Source organism: Nonomuraea ferruginea, from assembly GCF_039540635.1.
Taxonomy (GTDB): domain Bacteria; phylum Actinomycetota; class Actinomycetes; order Streptosporangiales; family Streptosporangiaceae; genus Nonomuraea; species Nonomuraea ferruginea.
This window is the reverse complement of record NZ_BAABFD010000010.1, coordinates 25,797-42,574: the sequence shown is the minus strand read 5'-3', so window position 1 is coordinate 42,574 and position 16,778 is coordinate 25,797. Positions and strand designations below refer to the sequence as shown.

Genomic DNA, 16,778 nt, shown 5'->3' with positions numbered 1-16,778 from the left:
CAACCAGGTGCATCCACTGGCTGCATCGTCGCCGTCCAGGGCGGGCCACGGCGGCAGGTTGAGACAGCCGGGGTCGCCCTGTCGCTAACGAACCCGTCACGAAGCACATACGGGGTTGTCATCCCCGGTCAGCGAGCTCACCGGTGTCACAACGCTCACCGGTGTCACAACGGGTGACGTGAACGGCGGCCACAGGGGCGCTGATCAATTTCATGGCGGTCGCTGACCGGGGCACGGGCAGCCCATGACAAAGGCACTTCACCGCCTGCCCTCGCTCGCCGGCTGGCTTCGGCCGACCGAAATGACCACCTACCGCATCCTGAAACCGGCAATGGACTCACCAAGACGAGCTGCCTGCCAGGCATAGTTACCCGCGGCTGCTCGGCGGTAAGTAACCGCATGTGAACCAGTGTGAACCCAGCGACGGGCCGCTTGACGACGCGGCGGCAGCCGTCCAGAACTGGATTTGGCAGGTGGTTGCCTTGTCCGGCGCGTACGCGAACCTCCCGCTGCCCAGGCGCCGGCCTGCGGCACCACCGCCCCCAGATCCCGGCGCCGCGGATGCCCGCCGCTGACGGCACCTCCGGACTACAGGGTGAGCTGGGAGTGCTCGGTGAGCCATTCGACCAAAAAGTCCGTGGCATCGTCCTGCAGTCGGCCCTTCTGGTACGCCCGTCGCCCTCGTGCATGATGATGAAGTCGGTGAAGCGGCCCAGGCCGAAGTACTCACCCTCGGCGTTCTGCGCCTCGATGATGCCGTCGGTGTAGAAGAGCAAGCGATCACCGGGTTCGAGCTTTTGACGCGCTCCCCGGCCTGAAGGCAGGAGGATTCAGCCCGTGCCGCACGTGCGGCATCTCTGTGGCTTCCTGTTTCGCTGGGTCCTGCCCTCCGCTAGGCGGCGGGTCTTACGGTCCCTCCGCAGGCGTTTAGCCTCTCCGCCCGTCCGGCGGCGAGGATGTTGATCGCGGCGTTGACGTCCCGGTCGTGGACCGCTCCACACGGGCAGGTCCACGACCGGATGTTCAGCGGCATCGTGCCCGCCACGGCGCCGCACGCCGAGCACGACTTGCTCGATGGGAAGAACCGGCCGACCTTGGCGAAGCCCCGGCCGTACCGTCCGGCTTTGTACTCCAGCATGGCCATGAACTGCGACCAGCCCGCATCGTGAACGCTCTTGGCCAGCCGGGTGCGGGCCAGGCCCTTCACGCACAGGTCCTCCACGTACACCGCTTGGTTGTCGCGGATGATCTGCGTGGAGAGCTTGTGCGCGAAGTCCCGGCGCCCGTCGGCCACCCTGGCGTGAGCACGGGCGACCCGGGCCGCGGCCTTCTTCCGGTTGTTCGACCCCTTGTCCTTGCGGGACAGGGCCTGCTGGGCCTTCTTCAACCGTCGTTCGGCGCGGCGCAGAAACCTCGGGTTGTCGATCTTCCGGCCGTCTGAGAGCACCGCGAAGTGGGTGAGCCCCAGGTCGATACCGACCTCGTGCGGCGTCTGCGGCAACGGATCTGCGCCGGTCTCGACCACGAACGAGGCGAAGTACCGCCCCGCCGCGTCCTTGATGGCCGTCACGCTCGACGGCTCGGCGGGGAGATCACGAGACCATCGCGCCGGCACGTCGCCGATCTTCGGCAGGCGCAGCTTCCCGCCCGCCGTGACCGTGAAGCGGGCGTTCTTGGTGAACCGGATCGCCTGCCGGTTGTCCTTGCGGGAGCGGAAGCGCGGTGGGGCGATCTTCGGCCCTTCGCGTTGGCCGGTGATCGAGGCGAAGAAGTTGCGGTAGGCGGTGTTCAGGTCGGCGAGCGCCTGCTGGAGCACCACGGCGGAGACCTCGCCCAGCCAGGCGCGTTCCGGCGTCTTCTTCGCCTGGGTGATGACCTGCTTGGACAGGTCTGCATCCGGGATGTACGGCAGACCGCCGGCGTGGGCTTCCTGCCTGGCGCGCAGCCCGTCGTTGGACACCGTCCGTGCGCACCCGAACGCCCGAGCCAGCGCTTGACGCTGACCCGGAGACGGGTGGAGCCGGAAGTTGTACCGGAGCTGCACGCCATGATCATGCCATTGTTCATGGCTGAGCATGGAGACATCAGAACAGGTAAACACTGTGTTCTCGTCCTGCACGCCCACTTGGTTCTCGTGACCAAGTTCCGGCATCGGGTGTTCACCGGGACCCACCTGGAGCGCATGGGAGCAGATCATGCGGGAGGTGTGCGCGGACTTCGAGTGCGAGCTGGCCGAGTTCAACGGCGAGAGCAACCACGTCCACCTGCTGGTGAACTTCCCGCCGAAGGTCGCACTGTCCCGCTTGGTCAACTCGCTGAAAGGGGTGTCCTCCAGGCGGCTGCGCACCGAGTTCCCCGAACTGGCCCGCCACTACTACCGGGCGAACAAGCTGTGGTCGGGCTCCTACTTCGCAGGAAGCGTGGGCGGCGCTCCGATCAGTGTCCTGCGGCAGTACATCAAGCAACAGAACCGCCCGGTCTGAGCCGGGTAGACGCCGGATCGCCTGGGGCGATCCGGCTTTCCCTGCCCCGCTACGCGGGAGAGTCCGCTTCACCCCCTGGCCTCAAGGCCGGAGCACTGTAGACGACCCAGGCAGCGGGCAGAGGGAGCCGTCTCACCCAGGTTGAAGCCCATGGGCAGGGCCGCGGAGGTTTCCAGGGTGACCGCCACCCGGCCGTGGCGCAGCACCATCGGTGGGTGGTGGCCACGATTGACCCAGGTCAGCACACCGGTCCTGGTGTCCAGGTCAGCGAGGATCCCGGTGGTGAACCTGGCCGCTTGGAACTGCTCGGCGATCGCGTCGTCGATCGCCTCGGCGCACGCGACCAGATCCATGCCCTGGCGGCGACTGTTGCGGTAGCAGCCCACGGCGATGGTGGCCGTCAGCCCGGCCGCGGTGTCATTCCCCATCGCATCGAAGATCGCCAGGTGCACCGTCTGGCCGTCGAGGGCGTAGTCGAAGGCGTCCCCACCCGCCAGGTACGCCGGCTCCAGCATCGCGCTCACTACGACTCGGTCGTTGGCGACGGTTCGCGCCGGCATCAGCGTCCACAGGATTTCGGCCGACAGATTCATCGTCGTGGGGCGTACCAGAGCTTCGTAGGTGTCGCTGGCCTGGCGCTTGCTCACCAGCAGCATGGCCAGCAGCGAGGCCAGGGTCTTCACCCGCCGATCGGTGGCCTCGTCGAAAAAGGGGCACGGTGAGTCCAAGTACGCCGATCCGCTCGGTCCTGTTCTGCAGGGGCACCCAGAGCCGCTGCGGGCCTTCACGGGCCGGCGGCTCCGCGGGTTCGTCCTCGTGCGGTCCGGCGGAGCGCAACACTTGAATGATCTTTATGGTGCGGAAGGCCAGCCCGGCCAGGGTGGTGTCGATGCGCAGCGGTTCCAGCGGCTCCCCGGCCGCACCGCGCTGGCCGTGCAGCGGTAGGAGGCACTGCTGCTGCAGGTCGGCCACGTAGACCATGGTCTGGGAGAAGCCGAGGGGCCGCGTATGCGATGCAGTTCCGGTATGTCCTCCACAGAGGTCAGGTGATCGGCGCGCAGCAGACCACTGAGCATGAGCTCGGCATCAGCTCCCATCCCGTCACCCCTGTCGGCGCTCCCGCTGGTTCCCTTCCTCGCCTCCTCGGCTCCACGCTACCCGCCGCCATACAGCTCCAGCTCAAGGCCGCCCAATCACGGCTCCACCGGCGCATCCTCTACCTTGAGAACAGCCACGAGCCGCTTGCGCCGGGCTGCGATCACTGGCTCGGCGACGGCCGTGACAAGCCGCGACCTCGTAGACCGGACGATCAGCCGTTCCAGGCACACGCCAGCCGCATGTGAGTCAGCAACTCGCGGACCAGCGCCTGTCCCCACCATTCCTCAACGCGTTCGGGCTTCCAGTCGCACGCAGTGGTGAGTGTGTTGCAGATGGCCGCGTAGATGTCGACGGCGGCCGTAGATCCAGGCCGGGTCGGAGGATGCCGTCCGGCCAGGACGAGAAGACCTGGACGAGAGGCTGGTCGCCCCGCACGACGCAGCGTGCGCGTAGAAGGCGGTCCCGTGCTATTCAGCCGGTTCGCCGAGGCGTTCCGCTTCTGATCACCAGAGGGGCCATGCCGTTCACCCGGCCTTGGTCCCCCTCTTCGAAGTCTTAGGATCTTGTGGCCGTGCCCAGGGAGTAGTAGTGATCAACACATCGGCTTGCGACAGTCGGCGGCGTGAACCAGAACGCGGCGGTTCAGACGTGCGCGAACTGCGGTCTACCGCTGCCCTGTATTCCGCATATTTCGTCGGCCTAGGGCGCAAATCTGGAGTCTGACCTGTGCGGACATGGGTGAGAAGTTGCCTGAGAGGCCGGCGCTCTGGTCCGGCCTGCGTCCCGCATCGCGGTTGTCAGGTGCTTGAGCGGAGCAGGAGCAGCGCGGTGTCGTCGAGGCGCTGGTCGACGTTCGACGAGGGGGCGATGAGGGCGTCCGCGAGCTCCTGCAGCGGCCGCCGGGCGAGCCTGCCGAGGTGCAGGGAGAGGTCGGCGATGGCGTCGTCCAGCAGCACGCCGGGCGCTTCGACCAGCCCGTCGGTGTAGAGCGCGAGTGTGGAGCCGGGTGGTAGCGCGATCTGCGAGGTCTCGTACTCGGCGTGCGGGTCGATGCCGAGCAGGAGCCCGGGGGCCGGCTCGATCAGCTGGGTAGCCCCGTCATGGTGGTGCAGCAGCGCCGGCAGGTGGCCGGCGTCGGCCACGTTCAGGACACTGTTGTGCAGGTCGAGGTCGATGTAGAGACAGCTGGTGAACCGGTCCGGGGTCAGGTCGACGAGCAGCCGGTTGGTGTGCGCCAGCACCTCACCAGGATCCGCCCCAGAGGCCGCGTAGGCGTGGATCGCCGTGCGCACCTGCCCCATCAGCGCCGCCGCCGCCGGGTCGTGTCCCTGCACGTCGCCGATGACCGCCGCCGCGCACTCGTCGCCCAAGCTGATCAGGTCGTAGAAGTCGCCGCCGATGTCCATGCCGCGGGTGCCGGGCAGGTAGCGGGCGGCCACCTCCAGCCCGTCGATCTGTGGCAGGCGGTGGGGGAGCAGGCTTTCCTGCAGGCTCTGCGCCAGGTCGTGCTTGACGTCATAGAGCTGGGCTCGGTCGAGGGCCTGCGCGACCAGCCCGGACAGGGAGGTGAGGGTGGCGCGCTCGCTCTCGGTGAAGTGGTGCGGGCGGTCGTAGCCGATCACGAGAGTGCCGAGTGTCCGCCTCGGCGTGGTCAGCGGCAGCGCCGCGCACGCCGAAAGGGGGTCGTCGACCACCGGGGGATAGACCTCGCGCAGTTCCCGCCGGGAGGCGAAGAATACTGGCTCGGTGGCGTTCGCCGGGGCCTCTGCTCCGGCCTTCCCGGTCGTCGACCACTGGTTGAACCTCTCGACGCTCTCCGGCGTCGTGCCACGGCTGCCGAGCAGGATCAGCCGGCCGTTCTCATCGGACACGATGGACAGGGTCTGCGCGTTGAAGACCGGCAGCAGGTGGTCGCCCACCAGGTCGACGATCTCTTGCACGGTGGCGGCCTGGCAGAGTCTGAGGGCCAGTTGCATCGTGCCGTAGAGCGTGGACGCGTCCACCCTCGTGCTGCCGGGCAGAATGTGGTCCGGCATGAGATGGGCGGGGTCATGCGTCATGGTGCTGGGCGTGACGCGGACGCTGATGCCCGCCGGCGCGGGATAGAGCTGGAACGCCAGCCACTGCCCGCTGGGCCGCCGGGCGGTGAAGGAGGTGGCCTCCTGGCTGATCACCGTTGCCCGGTAGCGGTCCTCGTACTCGGGGGTGTTCAGCCACGGCAGCGCCTCCCAGGCGCGCCGGCCGAGCAGGTGGGAAGGCGAGTCGCCGAGCAGTTCGGCGGCCGGTGGGTTGAGGAACGTGATCCGGCCTTTCAGGTTCAGCGTCAGGTAGCCTTCGGGCAGGCTGTTGAGGCAGTCCAGGGTGGCCATGCCGACGTTGAGGTCGAGCTGTCGTCGCTTCCAGGGAGTGATCATGCGTGGCTTGGCGCGCGGCTTCACCGGCTGCCCGGCCAGCAGGGCCTCGTGCAGCATCGTCCCCATCCGCTCGCAGGTCCGCTCGATCACCTGGCGCTGTTCCTCGGTGGGCTCGGTCTGGCCCGGCGGCCAGGCCAGCAGGAGCGCCCCCCAGCTGGTGTCGCCGGTGCGGATGGGCGCGACGACCATTGAGAGGCGGTATGGCATGACTAGCCCCGCATAGGGCGAGCTGCGGGCCAGTTCCTCCAGGTCGGCCAGCCAGACCAGCCGCCGCTCGGACATCGCGTCCGCGAGCGCTCCAGCCTCGCTGAGGCGTACCCTCGACCAGGCTTTGGCAATAGAGAGGGGAATGCCCTGCTGGGCGTCCATGAGCAGGAGCCCCTGGTCCTCGTCGAGCAGATAGAGCGCACCGATGTGCGCCCCGGCGGCGTCGATGGCCGCCACAAGCAGGTCATGGAGACGCCGCGCATCCCGGCCGGAATGCGAGGCGGTTCCGGTTTCTCGCTGCAGGCCACTAGCCTGCTCAGGCATCGGCTCGCGGAACCTGTGGAAACCGTCCTCTTCAATCCCCATACCGCCAGGATGCACCGAGATGGCTCCAGGGAATCCAAATGAGTGGTAACGCCATCTTGTTGTGGCAAGGAGTCGATCGGCTTTCGTAGATGATCAAGGGTCGGCATCCGAGGCGGATAACGGCGTGTTCGAGGCCGGAGCGGCGGCCGTGGGCCAGCCGGGCCTCCAGTAGCCGCCGGCCCTGCTCGTGCAGGCGGTCGAGCTGCCGGTCCCCGGCCCCCGAGGTGAGCTCGCACAGCCCTTGGAGGGTGTCGACGGCTTCGGCGTTGAGCTCGCCGAGCTGCGCGGGAGTCGCGCTCCCTGGCCGGCGGTGTGTTGGCGCAGCCAGGCGGGCAGGAGGGTGAGCAGGATCAGCGCGGGCGCCAGGGCGGGTGGAAGACGTTCAGAAGTCCTAACAGAATGAATCTTGACCGGCCGTGCATCCATGCTTCGATGGCCGTCGAGATGTCTGGAGCTTAGGTTGCGTTCCGGAGCCGTTGTTGGTCTCCGCCGGGTTTGAGCAGTGAGTGTTGTCCTGTCCGGTCGTGTAACGCGCTGAGCTGGAGGCCGTGGATGTCCGATGAGATTCCGACCACTGATAATTGCGAACCGGCGCTGCTGGCGGCGACCTGGACAACGTGGGACGGTCGTCCGGTGCGCGCCGATGAGCGGGTCTACACCCCGCACAAGGCAATCCGCCGAGTCGCCGATCACCTCATCGATCACCTCGCCGAGGTGGAAGCGCGGCTGGCCGCCAACCCTACAGTCCCTGATTGCTGGCATGCGTCGATGATCACAACTGAGGCTTTTCCGTGCGCCCAGCAGAGCAGGAGGTGAAGCCGTGACGTAGCGGTGAAGCTTGTTGTTCGTAAGCTCGTCGTCGCTTGCCGGTGGAAGTCCGGTCCGGGTAGCTGCCAGGAGGCCCGGTAGCAGGCTGGCGGTTTCGTCTGGAAACGGGCGGGGTCGAAGCCCAGCGTCAAAAGCCCTGTAAGGGGGAGCGATGGTGCGGTCCGTAGCATGAAGCGAAGCCTGCGGCGTCGTTACTCAGCCCGCCGCTGTGGTGGGACGAGGGAGTGCCGAGCCTCTCGAAATCGGGGCGAAGGCCATGGACGCGGTGAAGATCCTGGAAGCAGCCGTCAAGGACTCCCCGGCGTATGGGGCGCGGAACGCATCGATAGTGGCGGCGGGAACTGGGGAGGCCCTCCCCGGCCCGGCAACCTGCGGATGATCGTGTTGCCGGAGCGTCGCGTCCTATAACCGATGGTCTCGGGAAGTGGGCGTCGTGCCGGGTGGGCGTCGGAGGCGGCCGTAGTACCGCTATCAGCCGGCCGGACAACACAACCGGCGGCGAGGGAAGGGCCGCTGCTTCGTCGATGCGCAGCGACTGACAGGGAGGGGCCCGGTGAGTGCCGGTCAGGCTAGTCCCGCCGCGAAGGGGTCACGGGAGCCACGAGTTCCGCGTGATCCGGTCCGTGCCCTGCAGCATGCGCTCTACCGGGCGGCCAAGGCCGATCCCGGGCGTCGGTTCCACGCGCTGTTCGACAAGGCCTTCCGCAGAGACGTGTTGCAGCGCGCGTGGGTGGCGGTGCGCCGGAACAAGGGCGCGCCGGGCATCGACAAGACCACCCTGGCCGAGGTCGAGGAGTACGGCATTGACCGGCTGCTCGGTGAGCTGGCTGAACAGGTGCGGCAGCGGCGCTATCGGCCGCTGCCCGCGCGGCGGGTGCTCATCCCGAAGCCGGGCAGCAGCGAGATGCGGCCGTTGTCGATCCCCGCAGTTTGTGACCGCATCGTGCAGGCCGCATTGAAGATCGTGCTCGAGCCGGTCTTCGAGGCCGACATGGCCGACTGCTCCTTCGGGTTCCGGCCCAGGCGATCGGCTCACGACGCGTTGCAGGTGCTCATCGATGAGCAGCAGCGGGGACGCCGCTGGGTGGTCGAAACGGACATCGCCAACTGCTTTTCGGCGATCCCGCACGAGAAGTTGATGCAGGCGATCCAGGAACGCGTCTGCGACCAGTCGGTGCTGTCCCTGCTGCGGCAGGTGCTGCGCAGCGGGGTGCTGGACGCCGATGGGCAGGTGCGGCGCGAGGTCACCGGGACACCACAGGGCGGCGTGATCTCGCCGCTGCTGTGCAACATCTACCTGCACCGGCTCGACCGAGCCTGGGACCAGGCGGATGGCGTGCCAGTGCGCTTCGCCGACGACCTGGTGGTGATGTGCTGGTCGCGCAGTCAAGCCGAACGAGCGCTGGCCTGTCTGGTGGAACTGCTGGCCGGGCTCGGCCTGGAGCCGAAGGCGGCCAAGACCCGCATCGTGCACCTGAAAGTCGGTGGTGATGGCTTCGACTTTCTGGGCTTTCACCATCGGCTGGTGCGCTCGCGGGGCGATCGGGGCAAACCACGGGTGGTGTTCCTGGCTCGCTGGCCCGCGGACAGGGCGATGCGGCATGCCCGCGACCGGATCCGGGAGATCACCGCCCGGCGCTGGATGCTGCTGCCGCCGGAGGCGATCGTGCAGGACCTCAATGGCTTCCTGCGCGGCTGGGCCGGATACTTCCGTTACGGACACTCCGGCCAGCGCCTCAGCAAGATCAGACGATACGCCCAGTGGCGGCTGGCGCACTTCATCCGAAGACGCCACCGCCGCAGCATGGCTTTTGGCTGGTGGGTGCTGACCCGCGCCCGCCCTGCCGATCTCGGATTGATCAGCTTGTATGGAATCGTCGTCGCGCCCAGGGCGGGCAAGCCCTGGCGGGACAGACCGAATGCCGCCGGTGAACGACGTCGGTGAGCCGTGTGCGGGAGAACCGCATGCACGGTTCGACGGGCGGGAGTTGGAAACGGAGTCACGAACCTGGCCATGGTCATCGGGGAGAGCACAGCCGACCGGGAAACCGGCGGAAGACAGGCCCCGAGCCCTACCGCCAGGCAACGCCACCGCGCCAGCTCCCGACCCTACAACCTGATCGCGCTGGTCAGCAGGGATGGCGCCAGCACGGGTTGGCATGAGAAGAGGCTCCCGGTAAGACAGCAGTCGACCAAGATCCGATGCCTCTACCGGAGAGCCTCGTTGCTGTCATACCGCGCCGCGATCCCGCTGTCCAATCACACCCTGACCCGCCTGGCGGCACTGATCCGCGCTCAGCGGGCTGCGCGCCGCTGCCGGTGGCGACGACTGGACCCATCCCGGCAAGCCCTGCTCGTACTCGCCCACCTGCGAAACGGCGACACCTACGCCCGTCTGGCCGCCGGCTTCGCCATCGGCACCAGCACCGCCTGGCGCTACGTCCGCGAGACAGCCGACCTGCTCGCCACGCTCGCCGACGACGTCCACACCGCCGTCTTACGCGCCGGCCGACTGGCCTACACCATCCTCGATGGCACCCTGATCCCGATCGACCGGCTGGCCGACGAACGCCCGTACTACTCCGGTAAACACCGACGCCACGGCGTCAACGTTCAGGTCGGGGGCTCGCCCCGAAGTGTGGACACCGGTCGTTATGCGGCGAGCTGCACCCTATCGATGGTCTGCTGCTCGTAGTCGATCGGGCTGAGGTAGCCGATGGTGGAATGTCTCCTGCGGGTGTTGTAGCGGGTGATCCACCTGAACACGGCCAGGCGAGCCTCACGCGGTGAGGACCAGCGCGTGGCGCCCTGGAGGGTCTCGCGTTTCAGGGTGGCGTTGAACGCCTCCGCCGCGGCGTTGTCGGCGCTCGAGCCGACCGCTCCCATGGACTGACGCACGCCGAGTTCGGCACAGACCTCGGCGAACTCGGCCGAGGTGTACTGCGCCCCATGATCGGCATGAAAAATCGCACCGTCCAGGCTGCCCCGCGTCGCGGCCGCGGCCCGCAGCGCGTCACTCACCAGCCCGGTGCGCATATGATCAGCGATCGACCAGCCCGCCAGCCGGCGGGAGCCCAGGTCCAGCACGGTGGCCAAGTAGAGGAACCGGCCCTCGCCGACGGGCAGATAGGTGATGTCACCGACGTAACGCCGGTTCGGAGCCGGCGCGGTGAAGTCCCGCCCGATGAGGTCGGGCACCTTCTGATGCGAGGGTTCCGGCACCGTGGTGCGCACCTTCTTGCGCAGGTGCAGCCCGACGATGCCGAAGCGGCGCATCACCCGCGCCACCCGCTTGTGGTTGACCCTGCGACCTTGGGCGCGCAGCTCGGCGGTGACGCGCGGACTGCCGTAGGTGCCGTCGAACTCCCCGTGGATGTGCCGGATCTCCTCGGCGAGCGCAGCGTCGGCCGCGGCCCGCTCCGCCCGGGCCGGGGCCGCCTTGCGCCACCGGTAGAAGCCCGAGCGGGACACCTTCAGCACCCGGCACAGCCGCTTGACGCCGAAGGCGCCCCGATGGTCGTCAACGAACTGGAAGCGGCTCACCAGTTGGTCTCTCCCGCGAAATATTTGGCCGCCCTGCGCAGAATGTCGCGCTCCAGCTCCAGCTCCCGGATGCGGGCTTTGAGCTGCTTGTTCTCCTCTTCCAGCACGTCGTCGGACGATAGCGGGCCATGCGCCGGCTTCCTCACCGGGCCTCGCTCCTTCGCGCCCGCGGTGCCGTCCGCCTGCGCCTGACGCACCCAGTTACGCAGCGTCTCCCGGCTGATCCCCAGGTCCTCGGCCACCGAGGCCAGCGTCCGGTCCGGATCGGACAGATACAACGCGACGGCGTCCGCCTTGAACTCCGGCGGATACGACTTCATCGCCACGTGGAACTCCTTGTCTCCGGATCTCCATCATCCGGTACTCAAGGTGTCCACACCTCGGGGGGAGGTTCCCTTCGCCGACAAGGGCTATCAAGGCGCGGGCGGCAGCATCCGCACGCCGTTCAAAGGCCATCGGCTGCGGCCGCCGCTGTCGCGCCATCAGCGCTCGGTCAACCGCGCACACGCTCGCATCCGTGCTTGCGGGGAACGCGCCGTCGCCACTTTGAAGACCTGGAAGGTCTTGACCCGGCTGCGCTGTTGCCCGCACCGCGCCACCACGATCGTGCAGGCCATCCTCGTCCTGCAGCTCATCGAAGAAGGCCGCTACTCAGGATGAAAAAGGCTCACTCCTGCCGATCTGGCGCCCTTCACCGGCCAAGACCTGGATGAGGCCAGGAGCCGGCTCGCCCGGCTCGGCCGGATCTGGGCCGACAGGCTGACCGCGCTCACTCCAGAGCAGCTCGATCGGTCGCCCGGTGAGGGTTGGACATTCCGGCAGATCGCGTTCCACCTGGCCGACTCGGCCTACTACGCCGACGCCGTTGGGGACCTGTCGGCGGTTGGGCCCACTTACTGACCTGCTATCAGCTTCTCGTAAGCGGTCGCCAGCAGATGATGGCGGCGGCGAAGGTCATGAAGGCTTCGTGGAGGTCGTCGCGGACTCCCAGCGGATGCGCAGACGGCGGAACCAGTGCAGCAGCGCAATCGTCCGCTCGCCCATCCACCGTTGGATGCCAGGCCGGAGCCGTGAGGGGTGCCGCGCCGGGCGATGATGGGCTTGATGCCGGTGCGCCAGACCAGGCGGCGGTACTTGTCGTGGTCATTCATACCCACGGTCGGCGTACAGACAGTCCGGCCGCTTCCGTGGTCGGCGGACCCGGCCGCGAATCGGCGGGATGGCCTTGATCAAAGGCATGAGCTGGGTGACGTCGTTGCGGTTGCCGCCGGTCAGGGAGACGGCCACGAGAATGCCACTTCTCCGCAATGGCGTAGTGTTTCGAGCCCGGCTTGGTACGGTCGACCGGGCTCGGACCGGGTTTGGGCCACCCTTGAGCGCCCGGACATGGGAACTGTCGATCACCACCTTGGACCAGCCGAGCTACCGGCGGCGTGCAACTCGGCGAGCAGGACCTGGTGCAGCCGGTCCCACAGCCCGGCCTGATGCCAGTCGCGCAACCTGCGCCAGCAGGTCATCCCCGAACCGAAGCCAAGCTCTTGCGGCAGGAACTTTCAGGCAATGCCGGTGTAGAGCATGAACAGGATGCCCGACAGGACCTTCCGGGCCATCCAGACGCTTACGGCCCGGATGATCGCCACGTGGTGGCTCGATCGGCAACGTCGGCAGCACCGACACATCCATTCGGTGCGCAATGTCGGTGAAACTGCGATCGACGAGCTGTCCTGGCTGCGCGCGATGATCGGGGGAGCTGACTTGGATGTGCTGGCGGAGGGCGGCTCCGCGGGCGGGGAGGGCCGGGCTACCGGCGAATCATCCTGGTGATTATCGCCGCTGCCAGAGCATCTCCAGCCCCAGGACGATCGCGCACAGCACCGCCACGGACCCCGGGATCACCACGAACGCCACATGGACCGGGCTGTTCTCGTCCGGCAGGAAGAGGTCGACCCAGCCCAGCGCCAGGGCCAGGGCGGTGCAGATCCCGCCGGACCGGGAGGTCCAGTCGAACATGCGCGCATGCCACGGGTCTGCGGCCTCTGACTCCCTCGACCGCACGTCAATGCTAAAGAAGATCAACAAAACGGCAAGAAAAGAAATCAAACTGACCATATCGGCCGACGGCATCGGGCGCATATTGCGGACCATAGTCCAACACCACCTCCCGGCCTTAACCTCCTGTGGATGTGTCCGGTAAATCGGGGCACGCTACGCGGAATGGGTGCCTCGACTCTTCCAGACTTCTGTCAGCTTATGTAGCCGACTGTCCGGAATCTGCTAGGCACCTCATCACGTCCGTGGACGTGACCCTGCTCCCGGCGTAACCGTTGTTCAGCGGTCAGACCACCACCACAGGGATACCTCATACATAGGAGGTAGCACCGCAACGACCGCCTACCAGCTCATGCCCAGGCCAGGCCATGTAGTCCTCACCTTTGAACGTCTCGAGCCGCGATCAGCTATGAGTGCGGGTACCTGAGCTGGGCAGATGATGGACGGCACCGCACCAGACCGGGAGATTCACGCGTGCCAAACCGAGGGTATGGGCCACCCTGGACCACGGTCGCAACACACCCAGCACGATCCCAGGTACAGCTCATGAACAATCCAACGGACAGATCAGGTGCGCCCGGACCTCCATCTCCGGCCGAGGCCGTGGCACACGAGGTCGCCCACAAGCCAGGCAACAGCAGGCTGCTGGCCATGCTGGCCGCTGCCGAGCACTGGATCCTCTATCTGGTGTCGTTCGCGCTGCTGGCTCTGGGCGTCGGCATTCTCGCCCTGATGACCCTCACGGTCGTTCAAGGAGGGGCGTCTGGGGCTGAGAGAATCATCGTCATCCTGGAAGAGCTGCTCCTCGTGCTGATCGTGCTGGAGATCTTCGTGACGGTGCAGACCCACCTCGCGGGCGGCCGCCTGCATCTGGAACCGTTCATCATCGTCGGCACCATCGCGATCATCCGGCACATCCTGTCAGTGGTCGTCCGGCTGACTATCCCTGTGAACCCGGCAGAGAGCCGCCAGCAGCTCACAGAGCTTGTCATCTACACGGCGAGCGCCTTCATGCTGGTCGCGGCGCTGGCGCTGGCACGATGGTCGCAGCGGCGGCCCACCCGTCCGCCGTCGGGCGCGCGCCGCGACTCCAGCGCTTCCGGATGAGGACTGACCGATCCTCGCCGTCAGTCCTCCTCCTTCCGTACCTGGTCCGGCCGCTTGTCCGGGCGCAGGCCGCGCCAGCTCGGATGCCGCAGACGGCCGTCTGCAGTCCACTCCGTGTACTGCACCTCGCCCACCAGGACGGGAGCGACCCATCGCGCGTCGCGCTCGTGCGGGCGCGGCAGCTCCTCGTCGAACGGGCTGTCCGGCCGCTCGTACGGCGCCAGTCGGGCCGCGAGATCCCGCAGCATAGCGTCCGTGAAGCCCGTGCCTACATTCCCCACGTAGATCAGCCGTCCCGAGTCGTCGTACACGCCCAGGAGCAGCGATCCGATCATGTCGGCGCGTCTGCCCTCGCCTGGTCTCCACCCTCCCACGATCACCTCCTGGGTGCGGAAGTTCTTCACCTTCACCCAGTGGCGGCTGCGCCGTCCCGGCTCGTAAGTCGATGCCAGCCGCTTGGCGACCACGCCTTCCAGCAGGCGTTCGCGGCTCCGCCGGAACGCCGCGGCCCCGTCGCCGACGCTGTGGGGCGGGACGCTCCAGCGTTCTCCTGCCGCCACGGTCGTTGAAAGCAGTTCTCTGCGTTCCGCGTACGGCAGGTCGATGGTGGAGAAGTCGTCCACGTGCAGGACATCGAAGATCAGATAGGAGACCGGCGTCGACCGAGCCAATGCCGCGACTCTACTCGGATCCCGCTGGTGGATACGCGGTTGTAGCGCGGTGAAGCTCGGCACGCCCCGGTGGTCGAGTGCGACGATCTCCCCGTCGAGCACCGCGCGGCCGCGGACGGCGGTCGGGAGCGGTCCGAGCTCCGGATAGGCGGCTGTGACGTCGAGGCCGTTGCGTGAGAACAGCCGGAGTGCGGCGCCGTCCACGTAGCCGACCGTCCGTGCACCGTCCCACTTCATCTCGTAGCCGAACAGCCGGTCCTCTGCTGACGGCGGCAGCCGCCCAAGCCGCGCCAACATCGGCGAGTACTCCGGAAGGTCCCCCATGAGGAGGTCATACCCAAGTGCGGAACGCGCTCCTGTGACATCGTGGTTCAGACGAGGGCTCACTGGGAGCGCCCCGAACGACGGCTCCTCTCCTAGCGGCGGTTGTCGACCTCGGTCGTGTCGGGGGTTGTGGTGGACATGGCTGTCGGGATCGCGGGTGCCGCCGAGTTGTCCGTACCGGTCTCTTGGATCGTCGCCTAGAGCCTCGTCCTGGCCTGGATATGGCGCATCGGCTTGCGGCAGGATCAGTGCATCGCTGAGGAGGAGGGTCGTACGCACTTCACGGCCACGGGGTCCTGACCTTCGTGCATCGACTGTGGGAGCAGGTGCCCGGCCATGGGAGCAGGCAGGAGGCACGCGAACAGGCGGCACTGTTCAACCTCCCCACCGTTCACAGTGGTCATGGGCATGTTCACCTTCTACGCGGCCCAGTTCGCGATCGTGTTCCTCGCCTCCCTCGCCCTCACCACCGGGAGCTGGACCATGCCGTCGGCCTGGCCGACTACTGCAGCTGTTGTGGATGGCGGCTTCGATGGCTGTAACGGCAGGCGCGCTTGGAGCGGTCTTGGAGAACGACACGGTTGCGCGAAGCCGGGTGGCGCAGGGCGGTGCGGAAGCGGCCCGGTCCCCACGTGCGGCCGTGGACGCGTTTGGCGAGGGTGTCGCGATCCGCAGGGCCGTGCGTGATGCTCCAGCGCGTGAGCCACCTCGTCGATCTCCCGATCGAGGGTTTCCCCGGCGATGGCGGCGTACCGGCTGGCCGTCCCACTGATGCCGATCGCGCCTGGCGAGTACAGCCTGGTCCCGGGACCTGGGCGAAAGCGTGGGGCTCCTGCGCTCTCCAACGTCCTTCGGCGTTCGCTGCGCAGGCGGGCCCGCTCCCTGCGCTCCGCCGCCTCGCGCCTGCCCTCCATGCTCAGGCCATACTCGTGCTCGGCCCGGAGCAGGGACTCGCGTTCGGCGGGCTCCATCTCTTCTTTCTCTGCCGTCAGCGGGCGGGCGATGTTCTCCAGCGACTGCTGCTCTGCCTGGACGCCGAACAGCAACACGGCAATGCCGCCGGTGGCCATGGCCGCCGCTCCGATGAAGAACCCGATCGCAGCGCCAAATGGTACGCCTCCGCCGAGGATGGCCGCCGCTACGCCGAGGCCTTCGATAAAGAGGACCGAGACGATCTCGGCAGGCGGACTCCTCTGGTGGGACTCCTCCCGCTCCGGCTCATCCGCGCCCTGCGCCGACGGCGAAAGACCTGACCGCTAGGGCAGCACCGAAGCCAGGTCCTTCGGCATGCTGGATTTCACGTCCTCCCATTCGCCGTCGGAAATGTGCTTCCTGAGCGCCTGCAACACCGTCTTGACGAGATCTTCCGTACTCTCCTGGACTTCGAAGTCCACCCCGCTCGACACACGGTCGAGGAACTTCTCGCGGTTGAGCTTCACCGGAACCGCGCCCGGGCGCCAGCCGTCGTAATAGAGACCGCGGATCAGCAGCGGCAACTGGGCGGCGAGGTGCGCGCTCTCCTCGACGGACAGCCGGTCGCGCAGCGCGTGAAGCACCGCCCGGAGGGCGGCGTAGGATCGGTTCCGGTGCTCAGCAGACCAACCGTGCGCCTCTTCGATCTCCCGCAGGACCCGGTTCGTCTTGTCCACCGTCCGGTTGAACGGCGCATAACCGGTCTCCGCCATCTC

15 protein-coding genes and 3 pseudogenes are annotated in these 16,778 nt (G+C 67.4%); 9 read left to right on the top strand and 9 right to left on the bottom strand.

The genetic code is table 11. The annotated features are described in order from the left end of the window. Positions 1-164: 164 nt before the first annotated feature. Positions 165-776 (bottom strand): hypothetical protein, encoded by a 612-nt coding sequence (locus ABD999_RS19730; protein WP_271279901.1) that lies wholly within the window; start codon positions 774-776, stop codon positions 165-167. 116 nt (positions 777-892) lie between these two features. Next, positions 893-2,044 carry an RNA-guided endonuclease InsQ/TnpB family protein gene (locus tag ABD999_RS19725; RefSeq protein ID WP_345482819.1) on the bottom strand — a complete coding sequence of 384 codons (1,152 nt, stop codon included), beginning with the start codon at positions 2,042-2,044 and terminating at the stop codon, positions 893-895. Between the two features lie 21 nt (positions 2,045-2,065). Here ABD999_RS19725 and tnpA point away from each other — a divergent pair. After that, a pseudogene (gene tnpA / locus ABD999_RS19720) lies at positions 2,066-2,483 on the top strand (IS200/IS605 family transposase). A gap of 68 nt (positions 2,484-2,551) precedes the next feature. On the opposite strand, the gene ABD999_RS19715 reads toward tnpA, so the two are convergent. Then, positions 2,552-3,166 (bottom strand): PP2C family protein-serine/threonine phosphatase, encoded by a 615-nt coding sequence (locus tag ABD999_RS19715; protein WP_271277821.1) that lies wholly within the window; start codon positions 3,164-3,166, stop codon positions 2,552-2,554. A 363-nt stretch (positions 3,167-3,529) separates the two neighbouring features. Here ABD999_RS19715 and ABD999_RS19710 point away from each other — a divergent pair, with 363 nt between their 5' ends. Beyond that, the gene (locus tag ABD999_RS19710; RefSeq protein WP_271277820.1) at positions 3,530-3,826 is read left to right on the top strand and encodes a hypothetical protein; all 297 of its coding nucleotides are present in this window, start codon (positions 3,530-3,532) and stop codon (positions 3,824-3,826) included. A 552-nt stretch (positions 3,827-4,378) separates the two neighbouring features. Here ABD999_RS19710 and ABD999_RS19705 read toward each other — a convergent pair. Continuing rightward, positions 4,379-6,439: a SpoIIE family protein phosphatase gene (locus tag ABD999_RS19705; protein ID WP_271277819.1), complete on the bottom strand. Its 2,061-nt coding sequence runs from the start codon at positions 6,437-6,439 to the stop codon at positions 4,379-4,381. Positions 6,440-7,120: 681 nt separating this feature from the next. Between ABD999_RS19705 and ABD999_RS19700 the strand changes: the two genes are divergently transcribed. The 3 genes and pseudogenes from ABD999_RS19700 to ABD999_RS19690 form a co-directional block, all read left to right on the top strand. After that, positions 7,121-7,384 (top strand): hypothetical protein, encoded by a 264-nt coding sequence (locus ABD999_RS19700; protein ID WP_271277818.1) that lies wholly within the window; start codon positions 7,121-7,123, stop codon positions 7,382-7,384. A gap of 565 nt (positions 7,385-7,949) precedes the next feature. Next, positions 7,950-9,341 carry a group II intron reverse transcriptase/maturase gene (gene ltrA, locus ABD999_RS19695; RefSeq protein WP_271277817.1) on the top strand — a complete coding sequence of 464 codons (1,392 nt, stop codon included), beginning with the start codon at positions 7,950-7,952 and terminating at the stop codon, positions 9,339-9,341. Between the two features lie 279 nt (positions 9,342-9,620). Next, positions 9,621-10,028 (top strand): annotated as a pseudogene (locus tag ABD999_RS19690) (transposase family protein); the annotation flags it as partial. A 20-nt stretch (positions 10,029-10,048) separates the two neighbouring features. Here the strand turns inward: ABD999_RS19690 and ABD999_RS19685 are convergent. After that, positions 10,049-11,265 (bottom strand): IS3 family transposase gene (locus ABD999_RS19685; protein ID WP_378525383.1). Its coding sequence is split into 2 segments (ribosomal slippage): positions 10,049-10,953 and positions 10,953-11,265, totalling 1,218 coding nucleotides; the frame shifts between segments, so codons are not numbered across the junction. 28 nt (positions 11,266-11,293) lie between these two features. Here ABD999_RS19685 and ABD999_RS19680 point away from each other — a divergent pair. Then, positions 11,294-11,599, top strand: a pseudogene (locus ABD999_RS19680) (transposase family protein); the annotation flags it as partial. Positions 11,600-12,082: 483 nt separating this feature from the next. On the opposite strand, the gene ABD999_RS43960 reads toward ABD999_RS19680, so the two are convergent. After that, positions 12,083-12,343, bottom strand: coding sequence for a transposase (locus tag ABD999_RS43960; RefSeq protein WP_378582431.1), 261 nt, complete (start codon positions 12,341-12,343; stop codon positions 12,083-12,085). Between the two features lie 180 nt (positions 12,344-12,523). Between ABD999_RS43960 and ABD999_RS43955 the strand changes: the two genes are divergently transcribed. Then, positions 12,524-12,763, top strand: coding sequence for a hypothetical protein (locus ABD999_RS43955; protein WP_378525385.1), 240 nt, complete (start codon positions 12,524-12,526; stop codon positions 12,761-12,763). Here the strand turns inward: ABD999_RS43955 and ABD999_RS19670 are convergent, their stop codons facing one another. After that, on the bottom strand, positions 12,764-12,949 hold the full coding sequence (locus ABD999_RS19670; protein WP_271277814.1) for a hypothetical protein: 186 nt from the start codon (positions 12,947-12,949) through the stop codon (positions 12,764-12,766). A 690-nt stretch (positions 12,950-13,639) separates the two neighbouring features. Between ABD999_RS19670 and ABD999_RS19665 the strand changes: the two genes are divergently transcribed. Beyond that, the gene (locus tag ABD999_RS19665) at positions 13,640-14,095 is read left to right on the top strand and encodes a phosphate-starvation-inducible PsiE family protein (protein ID WP_271277813.1); all 456 of its coding nucleotides are present in this window, start codon (positions 13,640-13,642) and stop codon (positions 14,093-14,095) included. Positions 14,096-14,115: 20 nt separating this feature from the next. Here ABD999_RS19665 and ligD read toward each other — a convergent pair whose 3' ends face one another. Next, a complete protein-coding gene (ligD, locus tag ABD999_RS19660) occupies positions 14,116-15,090 on the bottom strand; it encodes a non-homologous end-joining DNA ligase (protein WP_271277812.1) in 975 nt (324 codons plus the stop codon). Between the two features lie 929 nt (positions 15,091-16,019). Here ligD and ABD999_RS19655 point away from each other — a divergent pair. After that, positions 16,020-16,343: a hypothetical protein gene (locus ABD999_RS19655; RefSeq protein ID WP_271277811.1), complete on the top strand. Its 324-nt coding sequence runs from the start codon at positions 16,020-16,022 to the stop codon at positions 16,341-16,343. Between the two features lie 3 nt (positions 16,344-16,346). Here ABD999_RS19655 and ABD999_RS19650 read toward each other — a convergent pair whose 3' ends face one another. Then, positions 16,347-16,775, bottom strand: coding sequence for a DUF2267 domain-containing protein (locus tag ABD999_RS19650; RefSeq protein WP_148034681.1), 429 nt, complete (start codon positions 16,773-16,775; stop codon positions 16,347-16,349). Positions 16,776-16,778 lie beyond the last annotated feature (3 nt).

What these genes read in the sequence shown, in the direction of transcription:
- ABD999_RS19700 (WP_271277818.1), top strand. Translation starts at nt 7,121, where the DNA reads ATGTCCGATGAGATTCCGACCACTGATAATTGCGAACCGGCGCTGCTG.
- ABD999_RS43955 (WP_378525385.1), top strand. Translation starts at nt 12,524, where the DNA reads ATGCCCGACAGGACCTTCCGGGCCATCCAGACGCTTACGGCCCGGATG.
- ABD999_RS19670 (WP_271277814.1), bottom strand. Translation starts at nt 12,949, where the DNA reads ATGTTCGACTGGACCTCCCGGTCCGGCGGGATCTGCACCGCCCTGGCC.
- ABD999_RS19665 (WP_271277813.1), top strand. Translation starts at nt 13,640, where the DNA reads ATGCTGGCCGCTGCCGAGCACTGGATCCTCTATCTGGTGTCGTTCGCG.
- ligD (WP_271277812.1), bottom strand. Translation starts at nt 15,090, where the DNA reads ATGGGGGACCTTCCGGAGTACTCGCCGATGTTGGCGCGGCTTGGGCGG.
- ABD999_RS19650 (WP_148034681.1), bottom strand. Translation starts at nt 16,775, where the DNA reads ATGGCGGAGACCGGTTATGCGCCGTTCAACCGGACGGTGGACAAGACG.